This is a genomic window from Halomicrobium mukohataei DSM 12286, from assembly GCF_000023965.1.
GTDB lineage: Archaea > Halobacteriota > Halobacteria > Halobacteriales > Haloarculaceae > Halomicrobium > Halomicrobium mukohataei.
Genome location: NC_013202.1, coordinates 1544230 through 1568979 on the forward strand (window position 1 = coordinate 1544230; position 24750 = coordinate 1568979).

The 24750-nt window shown below is 65.7% G+C and carries 20 protein-coding genes; 7 read left to right on the forward strand and 13 right to left on the reverse strand.

Translation table 11 applies throughout. From position 1 onward, the window contains the following. Nucleotides 1-21: 21 nt before the first annotated feature. The 3 genes from HMUK_RS07750 to HMUK_RS07760 are packed head-to-tail and all read right to left on the reverse strand — an operon-like array spanning nt 22 to nt 3243. On the reverse strand, nt 22-1338 hold the full coding sequence (locus tag HMUK_RS07750) for a tRNA pseudouridine(54/55) synthase Pus10 (RefSeq protein WP_015762582.1): 1317 nt from the start codon (nt 1336-1338) through the stop codon (nt 22-24). Between the two features lie 45 nt (nt 1339-1383). After that, a complete protein-coding gene (locus HMUK_RS07755) occupies nt 1384-1812 on the reverse strand; it encodes a GtrA family protein (protein WP_015762583.1) in 429 nt (142 codons plus the stop codon). Continuing rightward, the gene (locus HMUK_RS07760; protein WP_015762584.1) at nt 1813-3243 is read right to left on the reverse strand and encodes a sulfatase; all 1431 of its coding nucleotides are present in this window, start codon (nt 3241-3243) and stop codon (nt 1813-1815) included. It abuts the gene before it with no gap. A 224-nt stretch (nt 3244-3467) separates the two neighbouring features. Here HMUK_RS07760 and HMUK_RS07765 point away from each other — a divergent pair, with 224 nt between their 5' ends. From HMUK_RS07765 to glmS, 5 genes are all read left to right on the forward strand, one after another. Then, on the forward strand, nt 3468-4289 hold the full coding sequence (locus HMUK_RS07765) for an undecaprenyl-diphosphate phosphatase (protein WP_015762585.1): 822 nt from the start codon (nt 3468-3470) through the stop codon (nt 4287-4289). A gap of 82 nt (nt 4290-4371) precedes the next feature. Continuing rightward, a complete protein-coding gene (locus tag HMUK_RS07770; protein WP_015762586.1) occupies nt 4372-5235 on the forward strand; it encodes a CheF family chemotaxis protein in 864 nt (287 codons plus the stop codon). A gap of 95 nt (nt 5236-5330) precedes the next feature. Beyond that, nucleotides 5331-6191 carry a CheF family chemotaxis protein gene (locus tag HMUK_RS07775; RefSeq protein ID WP_015762587.1) on the forward strand — a complete coding sequence of 287 codons (861 nt, stop codon included), beginning with the start codon at nt 5331-5333 and terminating at the stop codon, nt 6189-6191. Nucleotides 6192-6295: 104 nt separating this feature from the next. Continuing rightward, nucleotides 6296-7489 carry a sugar phosphate nucleotidyltransferase gene (locus HMUK_RS07780; RefSeq protein WP_015762588.1) on the forward strand — a complete coding sequence of 398 codons (1194 nt, stop codon included), beginning with the start codon at nt 6296-6298 and terminating at the stop codon, nt 7487-7489. Further along, nucleotides 7489-9324, forward strand: a complete 1836-nt coding sequence (gene glmS / locus HMUK_RS07785; protein WP_015762589.1) for a glutamine--fructose-6-phosphate transaminase (isomerizing) — start codon at nt 7489-7491, stop codon at nt 9322-9324. Before HMUK_RS07780 ends, glmS begins: the two co-directional genes overlap by 1 nt. A gap of 21 nt (nt 9325-9345) precedes the next feature. Here the strand turns inward: glmS and carB are convergent, their stop codons facing one another. The 8 genes from carB to HMUK_RS07825 form a co-directional block, all read right to left on the reverse strand. Beyond that, nucleotides 9346-12633 (reverse strand): carbamoyl-phosphate synthase large subunit, encoded by a 3288-nt coding sequence (gene carB / locus HMUK_RS07790; RefSeq protein WP_015762590.1) that lies wholly within the window; start codon nt 12631-12633, stop codon nt 9346-9348. A 239-nt stretch (nt 12634-12872) separates the two neighbouring features. Beyond that, nucleotides 12873-13103, reverse strand: coding sequence for a hypothetical protein (locus tag HMUK_RS07795; protein WP_079979653.1), 231 nt, complete (start codon nt 13101-13103; stop codon nt 12873-12875). Nucleotides 13104-13590: 487 nt separating this feature from the next. Next, complete coding sequence (locus HMUK_RS07800; RefSeq protein WP_015762592.1) at nt 13591-14127, reverse strand: DUF5815 family protein; 537 nt, start codon at nt 14125-14127, stop codon at nt 13591-13593. A 77-nt stretch (nt 14128-14204) separates the two neighbouring features. Beyond that, entirely contained in the window at nt 14205-15794 is a 1590-nt protein-coding gene (locus tag HMUK_RS07805) for a methyl-accepting chemotaxis protein (RefSeq protein ID WP_015762593.1), read from the reverse strand. Then, on the reverse strand, nt 15791-16078 hold the full coding sequence (locus HMUK_RS07810) for a hypothetical protein (RefSeq protein ID WP_015762594.1): 288 nt from the start codon (nt 16076-16078) through the stop codon (nt 15791-15793). The genes HMUK_RS07805 and HMUK_RS07810 overlap by 4 nt, the downstream gene beginning before the upstream one ends. Before the next feature lie 215 nt (nt 16079-16293). After that, nucleotides 16294-16707, reverse strand: a complete 414-nt coding sequence (locus HMUK_RS07815; protein ID WP_015762595.1) for a DUF7124 domain-containing protein — start codon at nt 16705-16707, stop codon at nt 16294-16296. 50 nt (nt 16708-16757) lie between these two features. Beyond that, on the reverse strand, nt 16758-16979 hold the full coding sequence (locus HMUK_RS07820) for a hypothetical protein (protein WP_015762596.1): 222 nt from the start codon (nt 16977-16979) through the stop codon (nt 16758-16760). 50 nt (nt 16980-17029) lie between these two features. After that, entirely contained in the window at nt 17030-18280 is a 1251-nt protein-coding gene (locus tag HMUK_RS07825) for an NAD(P)/FAD-dependent oxidoreductase (protein WP_015762597.1), read from the reverse strand. A 130-nt stretch (nt 18281-18410) separates the two neighbouring features. Here HMUK_RS07825 and HMUK_RS07830 point away from each other — a divergent pair, with 130 nt between their 5' ends. Next, a complete protein-coding gene (locus tag HMUK_RS07830; protein WP_049940880.1) occupies nt 18411-18989 on the forward strand; it encodes a DUF6149 family protein in 579 nt (192 codons plus the stop codon). A gap of 581 nt (nt 18990-19570) precedes the next feature. Continuing rightward, the gene (locus HMUK_RS07835) at nt 19571-21127 is read left to right on the forward strand and encodes a methyl-accepting chemotaxis protein (protein ID WP_015762599.1); all 1557 of its coding nucleotides are present in this window, start codon (nt 19571-19573) and stop codon (nt 21125-21127) included. A gap of 18 nt (nt 21128-21145) precedes the next feature. Here the strand turns inward: HMUK_RS07835 and HMUK_RS07840 are convergent, their stop codons facing one another. After that, the gene (locus HMUK_RS07840; RefSeq protein ID WP_015762600.1) at nt 21146-22459 is read right to left on the reverse strand and encodes an NAD(P)/FAD-dependent oxidoreductase; all 1314 of its coding nucleotides are present in this window, start codon (nt 22457-22459) and stop codon (nt 21146-21148) included. Further along, nucleotides 22456-24675 (reverse strand): sensor histidine kinase, encoded by a 2220-nt coding sequence (locus HMUK_RS07845; RefSeq protein ID WP_015762601.1) that lies wholly within the window; start codon nt 24673-24675, stop codon nt 22456-22458. The genes HMUK_RS07840 and HMUK_RS07845 overlap by 4 nt, the downstream gene beginning before the upstream one ends. Nucleotides 24676-24750 lie beyond the last annotated feature (75 nt).

The window sequence follows — 24750 nt, forward strand, 5'->3', positions numbered from 1 at the left end:
TCGGCCGCGGGCAGAGCGAACTCACGCGTCGACGAAGAACTCCGGCTGTTCGAACGACTCCGCTTCCCCTTCCACGTCGAGCACGTCCAGCGCCGTCACGACCGCGCCGGTGCCGACCTCGTCGGCGAGGTTGGGCTGGGTGCGGCCCTCGTCGCCGGAGATCAGCTCCTTCACGTAGAGTCCGCCGGCCCCGTGGACCTCGATGTCGGCGTTGCGGGCGTCGTCGAGTTCGCCCGAGATGTCGTACACGTCGCGAGTCCGGGTGATGTCGGCACGACGGTGGTCGACGCGCTGGGGGGTGCGCTGTTCGATCGTCGCGCCGTCGATCGCTGCGAAGGCGTCGTCGAGCGTCACCTCCTCGATCGGCTCGTCGAACGCCACGTCCATGCGGTAGGTCTTGGAGGCCTCGTGTTCCTTGACGCGGGCGACCATGTCGTGGGTCGCGCGCCGGAGCCCCTCGACCTCGACCTTGCCGTCGGCGAAGTCGTTGATCTCCGCTTCGAGGGCGTCGGCGTCGACGTCGCGGCGGCGGGGCTCTTTGATCTCGATGACGAAGGGACGACCGCTCCCGAGCATCAGGGCGTCCACGTCCTCGCGACCGGCTCCGTGGAAGACCGCCTCCTCGCCGTCCATCGCGTCGAGGACGACCGGCGCGGACAGTTGCTCGACGCTCTCGGGGTACCGATAGCCAGTGCCGTCACAGCCCGAACACTCCGCGCCGCGCTTGAGCCCGGTCGCGCCACACTCGTTGCAGGGCCACTTCGTCTGTGGGATGTCCCGTTCGAGCTTCCGGTAGCGTCCGTAGACGAACGCGGAGTTGACCTGCACGTCGATCTCGTCGGTCGCGAGGTCGATCGTCAGCTGTACGTCCGGGCGCTCGAAGTCGACCTCCCCACCGGTCAGGTCGCCGACGCGGCGGCCGACCTCGCGGTTGAACTCCGTCTTGAGCTGTTCGCCGGCGAAGGCCTCGCGGTCGTCGTGGTCGGCGTCGGGCTCGCTACCGTCCAGTCCCACGTCCTCGCGGAGCAGCTGGTCGTTCTCCTCCAGCAGCGGCGGCACCCGAGTGCCGAGCTGGTAGGTAGCGAACTCGTAGCCCTGGACCGCGGCCGCGGCTCGCTCGGCCAGTTCGTCGAACCGCGCCGTCTCGCCCTCACAGACCCAGCAGTCTTCGGGCGGGTCGTAGGGCTCGTCGTCGTCGAGCGCGATCGTCGTCCGCAGCGCCCGACCGCGCTCCGTGTTTGTCAGGCCGAAGCTCCGCTCGGCGAACAGCCGGCCCAGACAGGAGTCACAGAGCGGGCCGGTCGCGGCGGCGGCCCGGGCGTCGTCGAGGAGTGTCATTGCCGGAGAGTCGTCGCCGCGGCGTAATTCAGTTTCGGACGCTCGCTACGCCTGACCCCACGTCCAGCGTGCGTCGAGAACGTACCGGTAGACACCGCTGATCACGATAGCGATCCCGTTGGCAACCAGATAGAGCAGACTGCCCCACTCGACGAGGGCGTAGAGGATCCCGAGTTGGATCGGGATCGCGGAGCCACGGACCACGTTGGTCTTGAGCAAGCCGGCGAAGAACTCGCGCCGACCGGTGTTCTGCGTCGCCTCGAACGTCCAGGCGTTGTTGAGGACGTACTGGAAGATGATCGTGATCTCGATGGCGATCGTCGCGCCGACGAGGTAGTTCAGTTCGCCGAACGTGACGAAGATCCACAGCAACACCTGCTGGACGCCGGCCGCGACGGTCCCGACGGCGACGAACCGGCGCAGTTGCAGGGCGAGCGGACCGCTATGGAGGTTGCGAAGCAGGTTCCGGACCATCTACTTGTAGCCGAGCGCCTCCAGTCTGGCGTCCAGATCCTCGTCCATCTCGTCGTCGATCTCGCTTTGCTCTGCCGCGTGCAGCAGGTCTGCGTGGGCGTCGACGAGGGGCTCGAACGCCTCGATCACGGCCCTGGCCTCGGCGTCGGGACCGTCGGAGCGGTCGTCCTGTTGGCCGGGGTCCGAGGGCCGGTGGTACAGCTCCCGGTCGCCGGTGTCGACGTTCTCGATGTAACTCCAGTCGCGGTCGCGGACGCTGACGAGGAGGTCGCCGTCGTCGAGCGACCGCGGGATGGGCTGGTCGGTGACGTCCTCGCCCCTGACCGTGACCGAGACGACCGGCTCGTCGGCCGGTTCCTCGCCGTCGAGGACGGCGGGGGCGAGCGAGTCCCCGCGCCACTCCGCTGGCGGAGAGACGCCCGCGAGGTCGGCCACCGTCGGTGGGAGCGAGTCGAGACCGACCTGTCTCTCGACGCGCCGACTCTCTGCGCCCGGTACGTCGACGATCAGCGGCACGCGGATCAGCTCGTCGTACAGCTTCGGGTAGTGTGCCAGGTGGCCGTGGTCCTGGAACTCCTCGCCGTGGTCGCCGGCCAGTACGACGGCGGTGTCGTCGTCGTGGCCGTGTTCCGACAGCGCGTCGAGCACTCGTCCGAGGCTGTCGTCGACCTGCCGGACGGCGCTCTGATAGAGCGTCCGGAGGTTGCCAAGCGTCCGGTCGCCGACCTCCCAGCCCAGCCCGGCGTGGAGGTGCGCCAGGACCATCCGGTGGGTCCCGAAGCGGTCGGCAGACACCTCCCGGATGTACCGCGGGGCCGGAACGTACGGCGTGTGGGCGTCCATGTAGTGGATCCACAGGAAGAACGGCTCCGAGGCCGATTCGAGGAACGAGGTCGCCCCCTGTTCCACGTCGAACATCCGCGAGGTGTCGAGGAACGGACGGTGGCTGTCCGCCGACGAGAGCCACGAGCGGGCGCGGCGAAACGGCGAGGTCGCCAGCTGGAGCCAGGCCTCCACGGTCGGATGGGTCGCGAGATAGCGACTGTAGATGCTGGAGCCCACGCTGGCGACGAAGGAGTCGAACTCGTCGAAGCCGTCGTCGTATCCCCAGTGTTCGGTCAGGAATCCGTTGGCGGCGTTGAAACCGCCGGTGTCGAAGCCCGCGTCCGCGAGCGTCTCCGCGAGCGTCTCGACGCCCGTGACGCCGATCTGGCCGTCGTCGGCGAACACCGGCGAGGAGGCCAGCATCGAGGGAAACGAGAAGGGAGTCCAGTTTCCGTTGGCGAAGGCGCGCTCGAAGACCGTCCCCCGCTGGGCGAGTTCGTCCATGACGGGTGTGTGGCGGTCGCTGTCGTACGGACCGATGGCGTCCGCACGGAGCGAGTCGACCGTGACGAGGACGACGTTCGAGACGCCGGTTTCGGAGTGCATAGGTGAGACGTGTCGCGACCGCCGCCCGACTGGAGAGTCCCGCAGAGACTCTGAGACCGGTTGGACGGCGGCTAACGAACTGGTTCTACCTAGTAACACGTGGAAGCGGACTTTATCGTTCCGGTCCGCTGCACAACTATTCTGATCGGTGATACGTCGTGTCGCCGGGCCCGGTGGCCGCCGGGGATCGGTGCGTTCATTATCGCGAGGGCGGCGGATGTGGTATGAACGTCGACGACGCCGTCGTCGCCGCGCTCGTCGGGCTGGCACAGGGCGTCCTCGAATGGTTGCCCGTCTCCAGTGAGGGGGGCGTAGCGATCCTCGTCACCGCGCTCACCGGCTCGACGCCCGCCGTGGCGACACAGCTCGCGCTGTTCGTCCACGCCGGCACCGCGTGCTCGGCGCTGGCGTACTACCGGACGGAAGTCGGGACGGTGCTCGCTTCGCTGCGGGAGTGGTCCCCTCGGACCGCGTTCGAGGACGACACGGCGGACCTCTCCTTTCTCGCCCTCGCGACGCTGGCGACGGGCGTGACCGGGCTACCGGCTCTGCTGGTCCTAGAGACCGTCGTCTCGGAGCTGACCGGCGGCGCGTTCGTCGTCCTCGTCGGGGGCCTGCTGGTCCTGACGGGACTGCTCCAGCGGTTCGCCGCCTGGGTGTCGCTGGGCACGAGCGAGACGCCCGACTGGCTCGACGCCGTGCTGGTGGGCGGGTTGCAGGGAATCGCGATCCTTCCGGGAATCTCCCGGTCGGGGACGACCGTCAGCGCGTTGCTGTTGCGCGGCCACGAGGGCGAGTCGTCGCTCCGACTTTCCTTCCTGCTGTCGATCCCGGCGGCCCTCGGCGCGAACGCGATCGTCGTCCTCAGAGAGGGCGTGCCGGTCGTCTCGCCGGCGGCCGCCGCGGCCGCGCTGGCGGTGAGTGCCGTCGCGGGCTACCTCACAGTCGGGGCGCTCGTCAGTCTCGTCCGGCGCGTCCCATTCTGGGCAGTCTGTGTCGGCTTCGGCGGACTCGCGATGCTGGGCGGTGGCCTGCTGGTAGTCTGACGCCCACGACCGGCGACGAGGGAAGGTGTCGGTCTGAAGGACTTATATACCGGTAAACGCAACGTTCGTGACGAGCGAGGAGATGAGCAGCGAAGAACAGAAGCTGGTCGACACTGCGGGCGACTACATGTACGCCGTCAAGGGCGGCACGCCGGTCGATGACCCACAGTGGCGCTCCTGTCGGCTCGTCATGACCGACAAGCGCCTCGTGTTGGCCAACAGCTCCGGCAAGCAGGCCCTGCCCCACAGCAACATCGAGGTGGTGGGCGAGGAGGAGCTGCCCGCGTCGGTCGACCCAGCGGGGGCGACGCCGATGCGCATCGGCGACAACGTCGTGCTGTTCGACGCCGCCGACGTCTCCGACTTCGAACTGGAGTACTGCCGTGCCACCCTCCACGCGACGGTCATCCTGACGAAACACCCCGCCGTCGTCGGCGGCGTGATTCAGGACGAAGCGACCTGGCGCAAGACCAGATTCCAGCTCGACGACGACGTGATCACGCTGGCGTTTCCAGGCGGCGAGGAGACGACGTTCGCAGTCGACGACGTGGGGACCGTCGAGACGAGCGAACAGGCGGTCATGGGAGAGACTCGGACCATCCTGGAAGTCGAGCACACCGACGAGGACGACCGCAGCGTCGAAACGTACTTCTCGGGGATGGACCACCACACGACGGCCCTTCAGTCGCTGTTCGAGCGAGTCATCGAGGAGCGAGAGGGCGACTACGAACTCGACGAGATCGAGAGCCAGGTGTTGATGGCGCTTTACTCCGGCGTGTCCCCGTTCGAGATGTCTGACTTCGTCGGAATTCCCGTCGACGAAGTCGAGGAGATCTACCGGAAGCTACTGGACGTGGGAGCGGTCGACGAGGTGCGTACCCGGACCGAGGTCAGCCTCAACGCGCAGGGACGCAACATGGCCAGCGAGGCGATGAACGAGCAGTAGACCACACGGGCGAGGCCAATTCTCCCGTCCAAAAACTGGGGCGGAAGTTATATTCCCCAGAGTGGGCAACGTGCCCGTAACGACCCCGGACCAGCATGAGTGACACCGAGAAGAAGATCGCGGACACGCGCGGGCAGTTCATGCAGGCGGTCCAGGAGGGGCGCGAACTCAACGACGCCTCCTGGACGGCCTGTCGGATCGTGCTCACGACACAGCGACTGGTCCTGATCTCGGACGGGAAACGACAGATCTCGCTGCAGTCGATCGACCGGATCGCGGATCGACACGACGTCAACCAGGCCAGTGCCGGCGTCTCGAACTACGTCGCGCTCCACATGGGTGAAGACGTGGTGCTGGTCTCGGCGGGGGAACACGAGGCCTTCGAGACGGATCTGTACCGGGCGTCGCTGAACGGCGAGATCATCCTCGTCCAGCACCCGGCCGTCGAGGGGGGCGTCGTCCAGGACACCGAGTGGACGAAAGGTCGGATGAAAGTCACCGACGAGGCCCTGCAACTCGCACTTGCAGACGGACAGGCAGTCGAGGTCGAACGGGCGGACATCGGGGGACTGACCATCGAGGACAAGACCGTTTCCGGCGAGGAACGGACCGTCATCGAAGTCGAACACACGGACGAGGGCATCAGCGTCGAGACCCACCTCGCTGGCGAGGAGTTTCACGCGACCGTCCTGCAGGTGATGCTCGAAGAGAGCGCCGAGCGAAACCAGGCCGATCTCGACCTCTCCAGTACGGAGCGGCGAGTCATCATGGCGCTACACTCGGGGGTCTCTCCCTTCGACATCCCCAGTTTCGTCGGGATCGACATCGAGCAAAGCGAGGAGATCTTCGATCGCCTGATCGAACTCGACGTGATCAGCGTGGTCCGCGAGCGCACCGAAGTCCAGTTGACGACGAAGGGACGGCGCGTCGCCGGGGAGAACATCAGCGAGCAGTGATCGACCGAGACTGCGGGTAGGCACTGCCTACGGCCGCCGCCGGTCAGATCGACGCCAGTAGGGGGGGCAAAACGTTCAAACGTCCGCTGAATGATTAGTTTCGTATGAGCGTACGAACCGCCGTCGTCCTGGCGGCCGGTGAGGGAACGCGACTGCGCCCGCTGACGCGCAACCGTCCCAAGCCGATGTTACCCGCGGGGAACCGCCCGATTCTCGAATACGTCTTCGACGCACTCGTCGAGGCCGGTCTCGACAGGATCGTCGTCGTCGTCGGCTACAAGCGCGATCGCGTGCAAGATCACTTCGGCCCGTCCTACCGGGGCGTCCCCCTGCGCTACGTCACACAGCGCAAACAGCTGGGCAGCGGCCACGCCCTCCTGCAGGCCCGCGACGCGGTGTCCGGTTCCGTCCTCGTGGTCAACGGCGATCGAGTCATCGACGGCGAGACGGTCGGCTCCGTGATCGACCACTTCGAGACCGATCCAGAGACGCCGGCACTGGCGGTCTTGGAGCAGCGGGACGCCAGCCACTACGGTGCCGTCGACCTGCGGGACGGCGATCTCGTCTCGATCGTCGAAAAGCCCGAGACCGACGAGTATCGTCTGATCAACGGCGGCATCTACGCGTTCCCCGAGTCGATCTTCGACGAGATCGAGGCCACGCCACGGGCAGAGGGCGAGCTGGCACTGACCGACACGATCGCACGCCTGATCGACTCCGATCGGGTCCGCGCGGTCACGACCGACGGCCTGTGGGTCGACGCGACGTATCCCTGGGACCTGCTGACGGTCGCCCGCGAGGTGCTCGCCCGCGGACGGGTCACGGAGTCGAACCGTCGGGACAGTGTCTGGGTCGCCGACTCCGCGCACGTCCACGAGGACGCGACGCTGCAAGCGCCGGTCGTGGTCGGTCCGGACTGCGAGGTGGCGGCGGGGACCGTGCTCGGACCGGACGCGGCGCTGGGAGCGAACGTCACCGTCGGCGCGAACGCGACGGTCCAGCAGTCGGTGCTCGACGCGGACACGCGCGTCGACGCGGGCGCGACGCTGGTCGATACGGTCGCCGGACAGGACGTGACACTCGGCGTCGAGACGGTCGTCCCCGGCGGTCCCGCGGACGTACAGATCGGGACCGAGGTGTTCGAAGACCGGACGCTCGGTGCGGTGTTCGCCGACCGCGTGACGACCCGAGGGAACGTCTCGGTGTCGCCCGGGACGCTGGTCGGCCCGTCGGCGACCCTCCACGCGGGCGTTCACGCCTTCGGCCACGTCGCCGAGGACGCCGAGGTGGTCCGCTGATGTGCGGGATCATCGGCTGTGTCGGCCGGGCCGACGAGACCCTCGACGTACTGGTCCACGGGCTCTCGAAGCTGGAGTACCGCGGCTACGATTCGGCCGGGGTGGCGCTCGCCGACGACACGGTCTCGGTCGCCAAGCGGTCCGGCGAGATCGACGAGCTGCGCGCGCTGCTCGACGAGACGACGATCGACGGCGCGGTCGGGATCGGCCACACGCGCTGGTCGACCCACGGTCCGCCGACCGACGCCAACGCACACCCACACGGGGACTGCACCGGCGACGTGGCGGTCGTCCACAACGGGATCATCGAGAACTACCAGTCGATCCGGGACGAACTGGTCGCCGACGGCCACGAGTTCGCCTCCGACACCGATACGGAAGTGATCCCACACCTCGTCGAGGACGCGCTGGCAGACGGGGCGGAACCGATGGCGGCACTGCGGCGGGCCCTCGATCGCCTGGAGGGGAGCTACGCCGTCGCCGCGGTCGTCGCCGGCAGGGAGGCGGTCTTCGTCGCACGCAACGACTCGCCGCTGGTGCTCGGCCTCGACGAGGAGAGTCAGCCACACGACGAGTCGACGGCCACCGGTGGGGCGACGCGAGCGACCTACCTCGCCAGCGACGTGCCCGCGTTTCGGGACTACACCGACCGGGTCGTCTACCTCGCCGACGGCGAGTTCGCGCGTCTCGACGCCGAGGGCTGGACCGTCACCGACGGCGACGGGACCCCCGTCGAGAAGGAGATCGACACCGTCGCCTGGGACGCCGAAGAGACCGGCAAGAGCGGCTACGATCACTTCATGCTCAAGGAGATCCACGAGCAGCCCCGAGCGCTCCGCCAGTGTCTCCGGGGTCGCGTCGACGAACTCGGTGCGGCCGTCGACATCGAGGATCTCGGCGACCTCTCGCCGACCGGCGTCCAGTTCGTGGCCTGTGGGACCTCCTATCACGCCGCGCTGTACGGCGCACAGCTGTACCGACGGGCCGGCATCCCCGCTCAGACCTTTCTCGCCAGCGAGTACGCGACCGCACCGCCGCCGATCGGCGACGCCCTCGTGGTCGGAGTCACCCAGAGCGGCGAGACCGCAGACACCCTCTCGGCGCTGCGGGAGGCTCGCCACCGCGGAGCGCGCACGATGGCCGTGACAAACACCGTCGGCTCGACCGCGGCACGCGAGTGCGATCACGCACTGTACATCAGAGCCGGCCCGGAGATCGGCGTCGCCGCCTCCAAGACCTTCGCCTCGCAGCTGGCGGCGCTGAACCTCCTGGCGCTCGGGACCGCGCCGGTCGACCGCCCCCGCGAGACGATCGCCGGACTGCGTGACCTGCCGGGACAGGTGCAGGCGCTGCTGGACGACTCACGTGCCAGCGCGGTCGCCGAGCAGTACCAGGACGCCGGGGCGTACTTCTTCGTCGGCCGCGGACACCAGTACCCCGTCGCGCTGGAGGGTGCACTGAAGATGAAAGAGATCACCTACAAGCACGCGGAGGGGTTCGCCGCGGGCGAACTCAAACACGGCCCGCTCGCGCTGGTGACCGACGACACCCCGGTGTTCGCGGTCGTCGTCGGCGACGGCGAACAGGCTCGCAAGACCGTCGGAAATGTCAAAGAGGTGGAAGCTCGCGACGCGCCTGTCGTCGCCGTCACGGACGGGCGAAGCGACGTAGAGCGATACGCCGACGAGGTGCTGGAGATTCCCGAGACTCACCCCGAAGCGGCCGCGGTGCTCGCGAACGTCCAGCTCCAGCTCGTGTCGTACTACACTGCGAAGGGGCTTGGCCGATCGATCGACAAGCCCCGGAACCTCGCAAAGAGCGTCACCGTCGAGTAGCTACGGCGGGCAGCTCCCGTCTCAGCGGCCCCACTCGCGCTGGGTCTTGGGCCGCGAGGCGATGTCCTGGACGTTCAGGGGCTGGTCGTTCGCATTGATCGCTTCGAGGGCGGCCTCGGCGGACTCGCGCGTCGAGAAGTACGTGACCGTCTCTTCGACACACGCTTCTAGCACGTCGCGGTTGCGCGACAGCACCATGTCGATCTCGCCGTTCTGGATCGCTTCGACGATGGCGTCGACGTCCTCGAAGTCGTCGAAATCGAGCACGTCGAAGTGGTCCTCGAAGCCGATGATCGGCATGTCGACCAGCGCCGTCCCGTCCAGCGGGATCGGCTTGTCGACGGACATCTGGGCCTTCTGGTAGGCCTTGCCGAAGGAGCCGGCCGTCCCCATGACCTCGCCGGTGGACTTCATCTCCGGGCCGAGGCGCGGATCCGAGCCCGGCAGGCGGTCGAAGGGCAGGACGACCTCCTTGACCGAGACCTGATCCGGGATCTGTTCCTCGTAATCGAGTTCTTCGAGGCTCGCGCCGGCCATGACCTTCGCCGCGATCTTGGCCAGGGGAACGCCCGTCGTCTTCGCGATGAACGGCACGGTTCGGGAGGAACGCGGGTTGGCTTCGAGCACGTACACCTCGCCGTCCCGGACCGCGAGCTGGACGTTGAGCAGTCCCTCGGTCTCCAGGGCCGACGCGATGTCTTCCGTCACCTCGCGGATGCGGGGCATCACGTCTTTGATCTCCTGGGAGCGCGGCGGGATCATACACGCGGAGTCACCGGAGTGGACGCCCGCGGTCTCGACGTGCTCCATGACGCCGCCGATCAGCACGTTCTCGCCAGGGCGAGACTCCGTCTCGCTTGCAGGCGCGTGGGACGCGCCGACGTCGGCGACGGCGTCGACGTCTAACTCGATCGCGTCCGCGAGGAAGTCGTCCACGAGGATCGGCTTGTCCGGGGAGACGCGGACGGCCTCCTCGATGTAGGTTTCGAGGTCCTCGTCGTTGTACACCACGTCCATCGCGCGGCCGCCGAGCACGTAGCTCGGACGAACCAGGACGGGGTAGCCGATGTCGTGAGCCAGGTCCAGCGCCTCCTCCTTGCTGGTCGCCGTCCCGCCTTCTGCCTGTGCGATACCCAGCTCGTCCATCAGCTGGTTGAACCGGTCGCGGTCCTCCGCGAGGTCCATCGCGTCGACCGCAGTGCCCATGATCTCACAGTCGAGGCCGCGGCGGTCGAGTTCCCGTTCGAGCGGCTGGCCGATGTCGACGGAGGTCTGGCCGCCGAACTGGACCATCACGCCGTCGGCGTTCGTGGCTTCGACCACGTCGGCGACTTCCTCGGCCGTGACCGGCTCGAAGAACAGGCCATCACTGGTGTCGTAGTCCGTCGAGACGGTCTCGGGGTTGTTGTTGACCACGTGGGCGTCGATGCCGGCCTCTTCGAGCGCGCGGACCGCGTGGACCGAACAGTAGTCGAACTCGACGCCCTGCCCGATCCGGATCGGGCCGCCACCGACCACGACGACGCTCTCTACGTCGGGGTCGATCTGCAGTTCGTTGCGGTCGATCCCCGAGACGGGATCTCGCGTCGAGTAGTAGTACGGCGTCGTCGCCTCGAACTCGCCGGCACAGGTGTCGACGAGCTTGAAGTCGCGATCGACCGTCTCTGACTCGACGTCCTCGACGGTGACACCCGACCCGTCTGTAGCGGCTTCGATCTCGTCGCCTTTCTCGCTGAGATTACCCTCCGGCACCCAGGAGGCGTGCGTGTCGTTGAACTCGCCGCCGGCCATCGCGGTGATCTCCTGGTCGGTGAAGCCGGCCTCGGCCGCGGTCGCGAAGTCGCCGTTCTGCGCGGCCTCGGCGGCTTCTTCGATCCGCTGGAAGCGCTCGACGTACCACCGCTCGATGTCGGTCAGCTCGACGATCTCGTCGACCGTGTACCCGCGGGCGAAGGCCTCGAAGATGGCGTAGGGGCGATCCGGCGTCGGGCGGATCAGGTACTCCTCTTCGAGCTCGTCGTCGTCGACCTCGCCCCAGTCGACGGCGGGGTCGTACTCCGAGGACCGCAACGCCTTCAGCATCGACTCGGGGAAGGTGCGGCCGATGGCCATCGCCTCGCCGGTCGATTTCATCGCCGTCGACAGCTCGAACTCCACGTCGCGGAACTTGTCGATCGGCCAGCGCGGGACCTTCGTGACGACGTAGTCGATGGCGGGCTCGAAGGCCGCCGTGGTCTCGCCGGTGATCTCGTTGTCGATCTCGTGGAGGCGTTTGCCCATCGCGACCTTCGCGGTGACGCGAGCGATCGGGTAGCCCGTCGCCTTCGAGGCCAGCGCCGAGGATCGCGAGACCCGTGGGTTGACCTCGACGACGCGGTACTCGCCGCCGGGCGTGCCGTCGTCGCGCCAGGCGTGCTGGATGTTACAGCCGCCCTCGATCCCGAGTTCGCGGATGACCTTCAGCGCGGAGTCGCGCATCGCCTGGTGGCCCTCGTCGGGGATGACCTGCGAGGGCGTGACGACCGTCGACTCGCCGGTGTGGATCCCCATGGGGTCGATGTTCTCCATGTTACAGATGATGATACACGAGTCGTCGGCGTCGCGCATCACCTCGTACTCCAGCTCGACCCACCCCTCGATGGACTCGGTGATCAGCACCTCGCTGTTCCGAGAGAGGCGCAGCCCCTTGCGGACGCGCTCGATGAGTTTCTCCATCTCGTGGACGACGCCGGAGCCAGAGCCACCGAGCGTGTACGTCGTGCGTGCGATGACCGGGAGGCCGCCGACCTCGTCGACGGCGTCCTCGACGCGGTCGCGCAGGCTCTCCTCGGTCAGTTCGGTGACGGTCTCACCCTCGTCGAGGGTGATCGTCGTCGAAGACGGCACCGGCTCGCCGATTTCCTCCATGCGCTGTTTGAAGAGGTCACGATCCTCCGTCGCGTAGATCGTGTCCAGCGGTGTGCCCATGATCTCGACGTCGTGCTCTTCGAGGACCCCCTCCTCGGCCAGCTCGGCCGTGACGTTGAGGCCGGTCTGACCGCCGAGACCGGCGATGACGCCGTCGGGATCTTCCTTCCGGATGATCTCGGAGATCGCCTCGGTGTTGATCGGTTCGAGATACACCTTGTCGGCCATCTCCGGGTCGGTCATGATCGTCGCCGGATTCGAGTTCACCAGGACGACCCGCGCGCCCTCCTCCTGCAGGGCGCGACAGGCCTGTGCCCCGGAGTAGTCGAACTCGGCCGCCTGTCCGATCTGGATCGGGCCACTCCCGATGAGCAAGATTGTGCGGTCTTCGCTCTCTGTCATTGTCCGTGGGGAGTCCGCACATCGTAATAAGCCCGGCGATAGGATACGAAGATCGAAACCGAATTTCGAATGTCGTAATGTGGTGGTGTCGCATGGGTAGTCGTGACACCGCCGACTGCGAGGCAGCTGTGCGAGGACGCTCGCTTGGAAACTGCCTTGCTTGCAACGCGGTCGCGACCTCGCAAACGGAACGGTCACGCCTCACGAGACCGGTGAGCGGACAAACGCCGTCTGCCCGGTCAGTTGTTCCGGTCGGCGAACTGGTACCGGTAGGGCTGGTCCTGAATGACTTCGACCTCACCGGTCTGTGCGCGCCGACCGAGCACCGTCGCGACGCGGTGGGCGCTGTCGAACTCCTCGCCGTGCTCGTCGAGGACCTGCAGGATCTCACGCGCCGTCAACGGCTCGTCCGGGTCGGCGTCTTCGAGCACCGATCGAATTCGCTCGAACTCGCCGTGCCGTGTGCGCATGTGCATACATACGCCTTCACACACCATATAACACCGTCAGACAGCCGTCAGACGGCGTTCTGGGTAGAATCGCCGGACGGCGAACTGTCGGAAGATGCAGACAGCTGTCATACGCTATCGGCGGCAGATCTACGTTCTACGAGGATATCTATATATCTCTCGTCCCGACCACGACTCAGATCGGCGTGTCGTGCTCGGACTCGAAGTGCCAGCAGACTGCGTCTCCTGTTGTCTCGCTCGCTTCGCTCGCGAGACTCTCCGAATTACTCGTCCGAGCACTCAGATCGGCGTGTCGTGCTCGGACTCGAAGTGCCAGCAGACTGCGTCTCCTGTTGTCTCGCTCGCTTCGCTCGCGAGACTCTCCGAATTACTCGTCCGAGCACTCAGATCGGCGTGTCGTGCTCGGACTCGAAGTGCCAGCAGACTGCGTCTCCCGTTGTCTCGCTCGCTTCGCTCGCGAGACTCTTCGAATTACTCGTCCGAGCACTCAGATCGGCGTGTCGTGCTCGGACTCGAAGTCTCGCTGGGCGCGGTACTGCTCGACGAACTCGCTCACGTCGAACTCCAGCATCTCCTGTTCGAACTGGTCCATGACCGCGTCGTCCTCGGCGTGGCTGACGGCGTGTTCCATCAGTTCGACGAGCAACTCGACGACGATCTCGTGGAGTCGACGGGAATCGAAGTCGGCCACCCACACCAGCGCGTAGCCGACGGCCCCGTCCTCTGCCACGTCGGCGACGGCCATCTCCTCGGGGAACTCCTCCATCACGATCGCCATGAGGTGTGCTGTCGTGAACTCCTCGCGGTCGTCCTCGGCCGGTTCGACGGTCTCGGTGAGGATCTCGACGAGGAACTCCGGGACGAACCGCGAGAGGGGGTGCATGTCCATCACGACGGCGTGGGTCTCGCCGCAGCGACAGTCGAACTCCCGCAGACCCATGTCCAGTTCGTGGATGGAGCGCTCTTCCCCGCAGGGCAGTTCCATGGACTGGCCCCCGTTCCCGGGCACGCCGGACTCTGTCATTACCAGCGGTAGCGGGTTCGTGCGGTTAAAACGAGCGATGTTTCATGTCGACGGGCCGCTGGGATGCGCGACCGAGATCAGTCAGTCGCCACGTGCTCGTCGGTTGTGGTCCCTGTCTCGGACTGCCGGTTCCCGTCGGCGTTGGCTTCGAACTCGGCGACGAGCGACTGCAACCGTTCTGCTTTCGTCGAGAGCGAACTGGCTCCCGAAGAGATCTGCCGGGTCGTCGCAGTTTGTTCCTCGGCGGCAGCAGAGGCGTTCTGAGCCTCTTCTGCGGTTCGGTCGCTGATCTCGGTCACTTCGTCGATCATGCCGACGACCTCCTGGCTGGAGTCTGCTTGCTGGTCAGTCGCGTCGTCGATCGACTGGATACCGTTGTTGGCGTCTTCGACGGCCTCGACAATCTGGCCGAGCTCTCCGACTGTGTCCTCAACTGTCTGTCGACTCGTCTCGATGTCGTCCTGCATATCGAAAATATCCGTCGAGACGCGGTCAGTCGAGGATTCGACGGTCCCAATGAGCGACTCGACTTCTTGGGTCGCCTCGACAGTCTCCTGAGCGAGGCTCTTGACCTCGTTGGCAACTACAGCGAAGCCTTCACCGGCCTCGCCGGCACGAGCGGCCTCAATCGAGGCGTTGAGAGCGAGAATGTTGGTCTGCTCTGCGATGTCGTCGATCAGCTTCACCACTTCACCGATGCGACCGACGGCGGCTTCGAGTTCCTCGACCTCGGCGACCGTTTCGGTCGCTTGCGTTTCGAGTGCTGCCATCTTCTCGACGGTTTCACTGGCAGTCTCCTGGCTCTGCTCGCCGCGCTCGGCAGCCTGCTGTGATTGGCGAGCGACCTCTGAAGCAGAAGAGGCGATCTCCTCGATCGTTGCCGAGAGATCGTTCATCTCGCTCGCGGTCTGATCGAGTTTCTGATGCTGGTTCTCCGTTCCAGTCGATATCTCTTCGATACTCTGTGCGACTTGCTCGCTGGTCGTTGCGATCTCGTCTGCACCGGCAGTCAGTTCTGTGCTGTCGCTGTCGACCTCCCGCGCGAACGACTGGATTTCACCGATGACCGACTCGATATCGTCCATCATCTCGTTGAACCGCTCGCCGATCTGAGTCATGGACTCGTTGCGGCTCTCGGGGTCCATCCGAGTAGTGAAATCTCCACTTGCCGCTCGTGCCATCGTCGCACTGTAGGACTCGGCCTTCTGTTCGAGCGCATTCGAGATCTCCTCGAACTCTTCTTTGCGCTCTTTTGCCTCACGCTGGGCTTTCTCGGCGGTAGCGCGCTGTTGTTGGGCTTCTTCCCGCGCCTGTTCAGCCTGTTCTTTGGCCTGCTGGGCCTCCTCGTTCTTCCGCTCGGCGTCCTGTACCAGCACTTTCATCTCTTCGACGACACTGAGCGTCGCGGTGCCACCGATAGCGAAGACTGCGACCGTCGCGGTCATCAACGATCCCGTCGCGAGGTTGAAGATCTCTTCCCCGATGCCGGCCTTCTCCATCATGAGGCTGCCCGTCCAAGCAAAGCCAAGCACCGACGCGAACGTGAAGGCGACCCAAAACGGTGCTTCGGCCTCGCTGTCCCGGTAGTTCAACAGGCCCAGTATAGACGCGCCGACGAAGCCGACGGCCCCGATCCCATCAAAGATTGGATCCAGTCCGGTGATCATGATTGCCCCTCTGCCATGATCACGTCACGCCGACGGACGTACGCCGCGACCAAGAAGACGAGGCCCGCGAGCCCGACGCCGATCCCGTGTTCGACGAAGTTCAACACGCCACCGAGCAAGAGCGCCTCGATGTTCGTCGCGACCATCCCGACGACGAGTAGGACGTAGCCTGCTGTGAACCATTTTGTCTCTTCTTTGTACTGCGAGAGGACCGGAATAAGACCTACGAGGGCAACGATCAGCCCAACGAGTTCGAGTGGAGTGAATACCCAAACTTGTACCATACTCGTGGATAGTGATTGGTATACAAATATAGCACGGCCAGAGTATCACGCCTGAAAACACGCCGGACGGTCGTTTGAGCGGTTGCGGCCGTCACGAGAGCGTTCACTGACGACGTGAAAATTGGACCACTTAGTAACAATTGAAACGATTTACACACCGATCGCACTGCCGTCGTGCGATCGGGTGTGCATTGATTTTCAATGTCTACTATAGCTCAGGGCCAGTCGTCGCGCTGCTCTTCCTCGTCGACGGCGTCGGGCGCTTCGGGATCGCCCAGTTCCCAGTCGGCCGCCTCGGCGGCTCCTTCGACGGTGAGGTACTCCCAGCCCGCCGTCTCGGCGAGTGCTTCGTCCTCGTCGCTCGTGCCGACGAAGACGTGGCGCTCGGTGTCGAACTGCTCTTTGACGTTGCCGAGGCTCTCTTCGCGGCCGCGCGGGCCCGAGAAGAAGTCCTGTCTGATGCGGTGTTTCCGACAGAAGTTCGTGACGACGTAGGTGGGTTTCTCGGAGATGACGCCGACGTACTCGGCCCACTGGCGCGCGTCGTTGAAGACTGCGTCAGGCTGAGCCAGTTCTTTGAGCGCCGCGAGTTCGATCGCGAGTGTCATGTCGCCGCTGCCGCCAACCATGCCCGGATCTCGGCTGCCACCGGAAAAAAGGCCGTCGGTTCACCCGCCGATCAGCGCTGGCGGTCGTCCACGTCCCGCAGTTTCGACGCCTGCCCGTTGATCTCCCGCATCTCCCTGACGGCGTCCTGCCCGTTTTTGTGACCGTGGGCATAGTTGACGGAGGCGTCGAGCAGCGACCCGGCGAAGCCAGCGTCTTCGTCGTCGCCACCGTCATCGTCCTCGCTGCTTCGTTTCGGAATGCCGACCAGCCAGCGGACGAATCGTCGGAGCATGCGCTCAAGTTTCCGTTACAGCGACAAAAAACGCTCGCCGACTGTCGACGTTACTCGGCCTGTGCGGGCGCGACTTCTTCGAGGCGTTCGATGTCCACGTCTTCTTCGAGCAGCAGTTCCTTCTTGTCTGCGACCTCGCGCTCTTCGCGGATGAGCTTCTTGAACTTCGACTGCTGGGAGAGATCGCCGATGAGCACGCCGCCGATGAGCTTGCCGTCCTTGAAGGTGAGTCGCCGCCACTCCGTGTCGGAGTACTTTCGCTCGCAGTCCTCGTCGCCGAGCGTCGGGTGACCGAAGGAGAGGAAGGGGAAGTCGAAGTGGGTGATCGAGTACGTCGAGACCCAGCGGAACTCTTCTTCCTCGGCATCGGCGACCATGTTGGCACCGGCGACCGAACCCTGCTCTTTGGCCGAGCCCCACGCGCCGTTCTGTGCGCGCTCGTCGAGGATCGTGTCGTAGAACTGCGTGATGTCGCCCGCGGCGTAGACATCTTCCACGTTGGTCTGCATGTACTCGTCGACGACGATCCCGTCGTCGGTCTCGATGTCCGAGCCGGCGAGGAACTCGGTGTTGAAGTCCAGCCCGATCGCGACGCCCGCGAAGTCGCCGTCGTAGCGGTTGCCGTCGGGGTCGACGGCCGCCTCCACGTGGCCGTCGTCGTCGACCTTGAAGTGATCGACGCCGGACTCGAAGACGGGTTCGACGCCGACGCCGCGCATCGCGTCGTGGATGATCTCCGCGCCGTCGAGGCTGAGCGCGTAGCGCCACCAGCGGTTGCCACGCATGAGGAACGTCCCGTCGATCCCCTGTGCGCCACAGATCGCGGCGAGGTCGATCCCCAGCAGACCCGCACCGACGATGATCGCGTCGTCGGTCTCCTCTGCGTGTTCGCGGATGTTGCGGGCGTCCTGGAACGTCCAGAAGTGGTGGATCCCGTCGGCGTCGGCGTTGTCGACCGGGAGCTGGGCCGGCGTCCCGCCGGTCGCGACGAGCAGTTTGTCGTACTCGTAGCTGTCGCCCTCGTGAGTGTGAATCTCGTGGGCGTCGGTGTCGACCTCCGTGACGTGGGTGTTCAGTTCGAGGTCGATGTCTCGCTCCTCGTACCACTCTGGTTCGTGGATCGAGATCGGTGCTTCGGGGAGCTTGCCCTTCGCGAACTCCTTGATGAGGATCCGGTTGTACAGGGCCTCTCCCTCGTCCGTGATGACTGTGACGTCTGCGTCTGGATCGGCTTCGCGGATCGACTCTGCGGCCGACGACCCCGCGATGCCGTCACCGATAATCACGTGCGACGTGCTCATAGGCGGGACGTTGGATATCGGGCTTAATGTGGATTGCCATCTCCGCGCCAGGTGGCAAGTATTGACGCGGTGGGTGGAAATCACCCCCCCGATCGCGGGGTTGAAGGCCGTCGCGACCAAGGGAAACGTGATGAAACTCCGCCAGAACGTCAAGCACTTCGCGGCCAAGCAGGCGCTGACACTCCCAGTCGTCGGCGATGCGGTCAACGACCGGCTGGTGGACTTGCACACGAACGTCTTCGCCGACAAGGCCGAGCCCGGCCGCGCCGACGAACGGCGCGCCCACCTCGACGACTTCTTCGACGCGACGATGGACACCTACGTCGCCGCGCTGGACGCCGGCTTCCCCGAGGCCGAGGCCAGAGAGATCACGCACGTGCAGGCGAACTTCGACTTCTACAACCACGGCTGGACGGAGATGATGGAGTTCCCCGTCGACGAGCTGGCGGACCACTACGAGCGCTACGAGTCGTTCTTCGAGCGCTACGACATCACGATCGACGAGCCACTCGGGACGTTCGCTCCCGCGGACGGCATCACCGAGGCCCCGTCGACGCCCGAGAAGCTCGACGATCCCGAACACCCCCACGCAGAGGGCGGATTCGCCGACGACGTGTACGTCGAGACCGACGACGGCGAGATCGTGGTCGGCGGCCAGGAAGAGCCCACCGACGTGGATCCGAGCGAGGCCCCCGGCGTCGGTGAGTGACTACCTCGATTCGTCCGCGACAACGGCGAACAGCGCGATCCACTCTACGGTCGTCCGGGCGGTCCCGGTGATCGCCACGACGGCGAACGCGTAGCGTCCTGGCGGGAAGGTGACGCGTCCGTCGGTGACGCCCGCACCGCTCCGATCGCGAGGATCGGGACGGGTGGCAGCCGGTGGAGCAGATCCGACGGAGACTCGAGGAGAGGAAGCTCGGACGACCGATGTCGGTGAATCGCTCGCCGGCCGATGTCGGCGTCGCCCGGGGTTCCGAGGTCTGGACGGGCGCGGGCGTCAGCGTCTGGGACTAGTCGTTCCCGAGGCCGCTACAGCCGCTGAGGCCAGCCAGTACAGCGAGAAACGCCCGTCAGTCTATTACTCGCTTCTACGAACTGCCGAGTCAAGAACTCCCGACACGGGCGTCAGAGAGACCAGTTATCACCACTGAGAAATCCAGGGGAGACATTATCTATCAGTCACACTCAACGTTACTCATGAGCTCGTCCGAGGCCGATCTCGAAGACGTCTCTGGATCAGTGGTCCTCGAACCGTCAGCGTCCGGCAGCGCTCGTTTGTGGACGGTGATGGGTGCGTTATCACATCGAATCAATAGATACCTACCGGCGTCGCTGCAGTCGACGCTGAATCGCGCGCTGTACGTTCATGCTGGAATAGCCGTCGTCGCTCCGCTGTTTGTCGCGTTCGTGACCGGATCGATCCTCACAGCGGTCGCGATTCTCTTGTTTACGTTCGGCTTCGGTGCCCTGATCTACGGCGAAATGTACCGGATCATCCAGAACCTCCAGGACGCGACGGGTGCGATCGGCGAGGAGACGTACGACATCGAGATCGCCGAGCACCGTGCCGACGAAATCGACGACGTCTATCGCCGGATCGAGGCGACAGCGGCCGATCTGGACGAACGCATCAGCGAGGCAGAAGCGGCCCGTGAGGAAGCAGAGACGGCCCGCAGAGAGGCGGAAGCGGCACAGGACGAGGCCGAAGCGACAGCCGAGCGGTTACGGCGACGGGCAGACGAATACAGTACGGTGATGCGGACCGTCGCAGACGGGGACCTGACGCGACGACTACCGACTGACGCCGACAACGAGGCCATGGCCGAGATCGCGACCTCGTTCAACGCGATGCTCGACGATCTGGAGGGGACGGTCCAGGAGGTGATCGCGTTCGCCGAGACGGTGTCGACGGTCACTGGCAGCGTCGAGGCGCGTAGCGAGGCGATCGAACGCGCGAGCAGCGACGTCGACGACGCGATGGACGAGATCGTCGAGGGGGCAGACGACCAGCGGGACCGTCTCGGTGACGCAACCAACCAAGTCAACGACATTTCAGCGACCGTCGAGGAGATCGCGGCCTCCGCGACGGAGGTCGCAGAGACGGCCGACGAGGCAGCCGAAACGGGTCGAGACGCGGGGTCGGCGGCTGGTGCTGCCGTCGACGAGATCGAGACGATCACGGCAGCAGTGTCGGCGATGGCCGACGACGTGACCGAACTCTCGGCGCACATCGATCAGGTCGACGAGATCGTCGACCTGATCGACGGGATCGCGGAGCAGACCAACACGCTCGCACTCAACGCGTCGATCGAGGCCGCACGTGCCGGCGAGGCGGGTGAGGGATTCGCCGTGGTCGCCGACGAGGTCAAGGGGCTGGCACAGGAGACCCAGGAAGCGACAAAGGAGGTCGAGTCGCTGATCGATGCGATGCGCGAGCAGGCGACGACCGCGGTCGATGGCGTCGAGACTGTCGAGTCGAGCGTCGAGCAGGGCACAGAGACCATCGAGGACGCGATGGGCGCGATCACGACGGTCGTCGACAAGATCGAGACGCTCAACGCGGGCGTACAGGAGATCGACGCCGCGACCGACGAACAGGCCGAGACGACCCAACGCGTCGTCGGGACGATCGAGGAGACCGCCGCAGTCAGTGACCAGACGGCGTCGCGGGCACGCTCTGTCGGCGAGACTGTCGGCGAGCAACTGGGCGAGACAGACGCACTGACCGACGCGATCGGCGACCTCTCGACGGAGGCGAGGCGGCTGCAGACCGCACTCGAAGATCTCCAGGTGAGCGATTCGGCGACGGAGGCCGGCGGTGTCGCCACCGCGACCGACGACTGAAGCCCGAGACGGCGACCGCTATCCGCCGTCGGCGATCTGATCGGCACACTCGTAGCCGGCGACGATGCCGCCGTTGAGGCTGCGCTCGGGGTACTGTGCCCGAGAGGCCATCCCGGCGTAGTAGACGCCGTCCGCGATCTCGTCGGCCAGGTCGTACGGGACGACCATGTCCAGATAGCCCCGCTCGTAGATCGGTGCCGTCCGCGGATTCCGAGCGGTCTCGACCCAGTTGACGCTCTCGCGGTCGAAGTCGGGGAACAGCCCCTCGATGCCGGACAGCCACGTCTCGCGGATCTCCGTGTCGTCCTGTTGCCAGTAGGGGTCTTCCGTGTGCTGAACGTACTTGGCGATGTAGACGAGGTGTTCGCCGCCGTAGCGCTCGGGCGGGACGAAGTTGGTGTGCTCGATGAGCGCCCCGAACGGAGCCTCGTCGGCGATGTTGAGCCAGTAGGTGTCGGTCAGCGACTCGTCCATACTGATCACCGAGCAGATCGTCCCCTGGAAGTCGATCGCACACTCGTAGCCCGTCAGGGCTTCGAGGACGGTCGGCATCGCGGCGACGATCGCCGCGTCAACGTCGTGGGTGGTCGTGCCGTCGTCCGTCTCGACCGTCATCGTCTCGACCGCGCCGCCGACCGTCGCGAGGTCCTGCACGCGCGCCCCTGTCGTGATGTTTTCCCGACCGACCGCCTCGACGAGCGCGTCCAGCAGCCGGCCGAAACCGCCGTCGAGGTAGCCGAGGATCTCCCCGTTGAGGATGTCTCGCTCCCCGCGGAACTTGATGCGTCCGAGCAGCCAGGCGGCGCTTACGTCCGCCGCGCGCTCGCCGAACTTCGCTTCGAGCAGCGGTTCGAAGAACGTCTCGTAGACGTTCTCGGTCGTGTGCTCTCGGGCGAACTCCTTGACCGGCACGTCCTCGAAGTCTTCGAGGCGCTCGTAGGTGTCGAACTTCGGGACGCCGCCGCGAACGTCGATATCGAGCGTGAGCATCCCGAGCCTGAACTTGTCGTAGACGCTCCAGTGGGGGAACGCGAGGATCTCCCAGGGCTTGTCCATCGGGTGGACGACCCCGTCGACGTAGTAGGCGTTCTCGCCGATCCGCCACTCGACGTCCTCGCCCAGCCCCAGCTCGTGGGCCAGCTCGACGATCGTCTCCTCGGACTTCGAGAGGTGGTGATAGAACTTCTCCAGAGGGTCCCCGGCGGTCTCGTACACCGCGGCCAGTCCGCCGACCTGGTCTGTGGCCTCGAACACGTGGACTTCGTGGCCGCGTTGCTGGAGCCGGTACGCGGCCGCCAGCCCCGCGATGCCGCCGCCGACGACGCCGATCATGTCCGCTCGTTTTCGGGCGACCGGGATGTGTGTTGTGTCTCGGCCTGCTGGAACTCCAGCACGGCGACGGCACCGCGGCGCGTGCCCTCGTCGCGGATGTCGTTGTCCTCGATCCAGACTGTCCCGCCGTAGAGGTTCATCATCACCGAAACGAAGTAGAGTCCGAAGCCGTGGCTGGTCTGGCTGGCCCCGACGTTGCGCTCGAAGACGGTCTCTTTCATCTCGTCGGTCATGCCGGGGCCGTTGTCTGCGACTCTGAGCTGGACGCGGTCGGCGATCTCGCTGGCGGTGATCTCGACGCGGGGCGCTGGTGCGTCGTTGTGCGTGATGGCGTTCGAGATGACGCTGTCGACGACCTTCTCGACGAGGTCGTTGGCGAGGACGGTCAGCCCGTCGTCGACGGCCAGGTCGATGGTCACGTCCGTGAAGTCCTCCGAGAGCACGTCGACGCGGTCGGACAACACCCCGCCGAGATCGATCCTGTCGAGGCGCTGTGCCTCGCTGGCCGTGACGGTGTCGTTGATCGCTTCGATCTCCTCGCTGAGTTCCGAGAGATCCTCACACCACTGGACGATGCGGTCGAGGTGTCGCTGTCTGGCGTCGTCGACGTGGTCTCGCAGGTGGTTTGCTCGTCCTTCGATGACGAGCAGGGCGTTGCGCAGCGTGTGTCGCAGCACCCCGTTGAAGAACGCGACCTGCTCGTTGCGACGCTCGATGGCCTGTCGGCTCTGGCGCAGCTCGTGTTCGCGGTCGACCTGCGTGAACGCGACCTGCGTCGTCCGGGCGAGGATCGTCGCGAACTGCTCGTCTTCGGTCACGAACGCACCGGGCTCGCGCGAGCCGATCGCCAGCACGCCGTGGTTGTCGATCGGAACGAGGAGGAGATACCGGAACGGCATCGTCGTTCCCGAGTCTCGTACGTCCGCTCTCTCGATCGTCTCGGACTCGTAGGCGCTGTAGATCGGGTGGCCCCGATCCTCGACCGTCAACTCCGTCAGCGTACACTCTCGTTCGAGCCCGTCGCTGGCGGCGATCGGGCACAGTCGATCGTTCTCGTGGACGTATACGGCCGCGATGTCCTGATCGAGGACGCGGTCCGCGAACCTCACCGTCAGCTCGGCGATGCGCTCGACCGAGTTGGCCGTGATGAACTTCTGGGTCGCCGCCTGGAGGGCTTCCAGGCGGTCCTGGCGGCGCTGCTGGCCGGTCACGTCACGCAAGACGACGAGTCGCCCCCGTTCGACGCCGTGCTGGTCGTCGATCGAGGTGACCTGCGGGTCGAAGTACGTGACCTCTTCGGCGGGCCCGTCGGACCGCGAGTAGACCGAACTGCCGTCGAGCCGTTCTGCGAGTCGCGGTGCGACGGTGGTAAGCCGTCGGTCACAGAGAGGGTCGGCGTCGAACATCGCCTCGGCGGCGCGGTTGTGGTCGAGGATCCGACCGTCTTCCGCCAGCACGAAGACCGGATCGGGCAGTTCGTCGACGAGGATGTCGCTCGCCAGTGGCGTCACGTCGAGGAGGTCGTACCGGAACAGTCCCCAGCCGAGCACCAGTCCGGTGAGGCCCAGCGCGGCCGGCGTCAGATCCACGCCCGGGTGCGAGAACTGATAGAACTGCGTCGCGGCGTTGACGATGACCGGGACGAGGATCGCAGTCACTACCGTCGCCGTCTGGAGGCGGTAGATGGCCCGCGATCTGACGAGAAAGCGTGCCAGGAGGACGAACGCCGCCGCGAGGACGACGTACGTGTAGAGGAGATCGATCTGGGAGGGAATCCCCTCTGTGACGGTCAACACGGCGGCATCCTCCCACGTTCCGACCCAAACGCTCTCGGGGCCCTGCACGTAGCCGTGGAGCGGTGCCGTCGCCGAGAGGGCGGTGTAGCCGGCCGGAACGATCCACACCAGCCCGACGAACCGCGGCGTGAGAACGTCTTCACGTCCGATATAGGAGAGCACGAACACCAGTACGAGCGGGGCAGTGCTACTGGAGGCAGCCCGAGCGAAGCGGTCGAACAGATACGCGCTCGCCGGTTCCGCGGTCAAGACTCGGGCCGTCGCCATGAACGCCCACGCGGCGGCAGCGACCATCAGCCAGCCAAACGCCGCGGCCGCCGGGCGATCGTGGTTGCGCCAGGCGAACACCGCCATGGCACTGCAGATCAGCCCGCTGACCAACGTCGTGGCGACGGTCCCCCAGAAGACGTACGTGGCCATTCGATTGTCTCGTTCCGACAATATCCGTTCCGACACTAATCAGTTGCCCTGACGAACAGCCACACCGCCGGTCCC

Excerpts from the sequence above, each read along its gene's own strand:
- HMUK_RS07750 (WP_015762582.1), bottom strand. The coding sequence starts at position 1,338 with ATGACACTCCTCGACGACGCCCGGGCCGCCGCCGCGACCGGCCCGCTC.
- HMUK_RS07755 (WP_015762583.1), bottom strand. The coding sequence starts at position 1,812 with ATGGTCCGGAACCTGCTTCGCAACCTCCATAGCGGTCCGCTCGCCCTG.
- HMUK_RS07760 (WP_015762584.1), bottom strand. The coding sequence starts at position 3,243 with ATGCACTCCGAAACCGGCGTCTCGAACGTCGTCCTCGTCACGGTCGAC.
- HMUK_RS07765 (WP_015762585.1), top strand. The coding sequence starts at position 3,468 with ATGAACGTCGACGACGCCGTCGTCGCCGCGCTCGTCGGGCTGGCACAG.
- HMUK_RS07770 (WP_015762586.1), top strand. The coding sequence starts at position 4,372 with ATGAGCAGCGAAGAACAGAAGCTGGTCGACACTGCGGGCGACTACATG.
- HMUK_RS07775 (WP_015762587.1), top strand. The coding sequence starts at position 5,331 with ATGAGTGACACCGAGAAGAAGATCGCGGACACGCGCGGGCAGTTCATG.
- HMUK_RS07780 (WP_015762588.1), top strand. The coding sequence starts at position 6,296 with ATGAGCGTACGAACCGCCGTCGTCCTGGCGGCCGGTGAGGGAACGCGA.
- glmS (WP_015762589.1), top strand. The coding sequence starts at position 7,489 with ATGTGCGGGATCATCGGCTGTGTCGGCCGGGCCGACGAGACCCTCGAC.
- carB (WP_015762590.1), bottom strand. The coding sequence starts at position 12,633 with ATGACAGAGAGCGAAGACCGCACAATCTTGCTCATCGGGAGTGGCCCG.
- HMUK_RS07795 (WP_079979653.1), bottom strand. The coding sequence starts at position 13,103 with ATGCGCACACGGCACGGCGAGTTCGAGCGAATTCGATCGGTGCTCGAA.
- HMUK_RS07800 (WP_015762592.1), bottom strand. The coding sequence starts at position 14,127 with ATGACAGAGTCCGGCGTGCCCGGGAACGGGGGCCAGTCCATGGAACTG.
- HMUK_RS07805 (WP_015762593.1), bottom strand. The coding sequence starts at position 15,794 with ATGATCACCGGACTGGATCCAATCTTTGATGGGATCGGGGCCGTCGGC.
- HMUK_RS07810 (WP_015762594.1), bottom strand. The coding sequence starts at position 16,078 with ATGGTACAAGTTTGGGTATTCACTCCACTCGAACTCGTTGGGCTGATC.
- HMUK_RS07815 (WP_015762595.1), bottom strand. The coding sequence starts at position 16,707 with ATGGTTGGCGGCAGCGGCGACATGACACTCGCGATCGAACTCGCGGCG.
- HMUK_RS07820 (WP_015762596.1), bottom strand. The coding sequence starts at position 16,979 with ATGCTCCGACGATTCGTCCGCTGGCTGGTCGGCATTCCGAAACGAAGC.
- HMUK_RS07825 (WP_015762597.1), bottom strand. The coding sequence starts at position 18,280 with ATGAGCACGTCGCACGTGATTATCGGTGACGGCATCGCGGGGTCGTCG.
- HMUK_RS07830 (WP_049940880.1), top strand. The coding sequence starts at position 18,411 with ATGAAACTCCGCCAGAACGTCAAGCACTTCGCGGCCAAGCAGGCGCTG.
- HMUK_RS07835 (WP_015762599.1), top strand. The coding sequence starts at position 19,571 with ATGGGTGCGTTATCACATCGAATCAATAGATACCTACCGGCGTCGCTG.
- HMUK_RS07840 (WP_015762600.1), bottom strand. The coding sequence starts at position 22,459 with ATGATCGGCGTCGTCGGCGGCGGCATCGCGGGGCTGGCGGCCGCGTAC.
- HMUK_RS07845 (WP_015762601.1), bottom strand. The coding sequence starts at position 24,675 with ATGGCCACGTACGTCTTCTGGGGGACCGTCGCCACGACGTTGGTCAGC.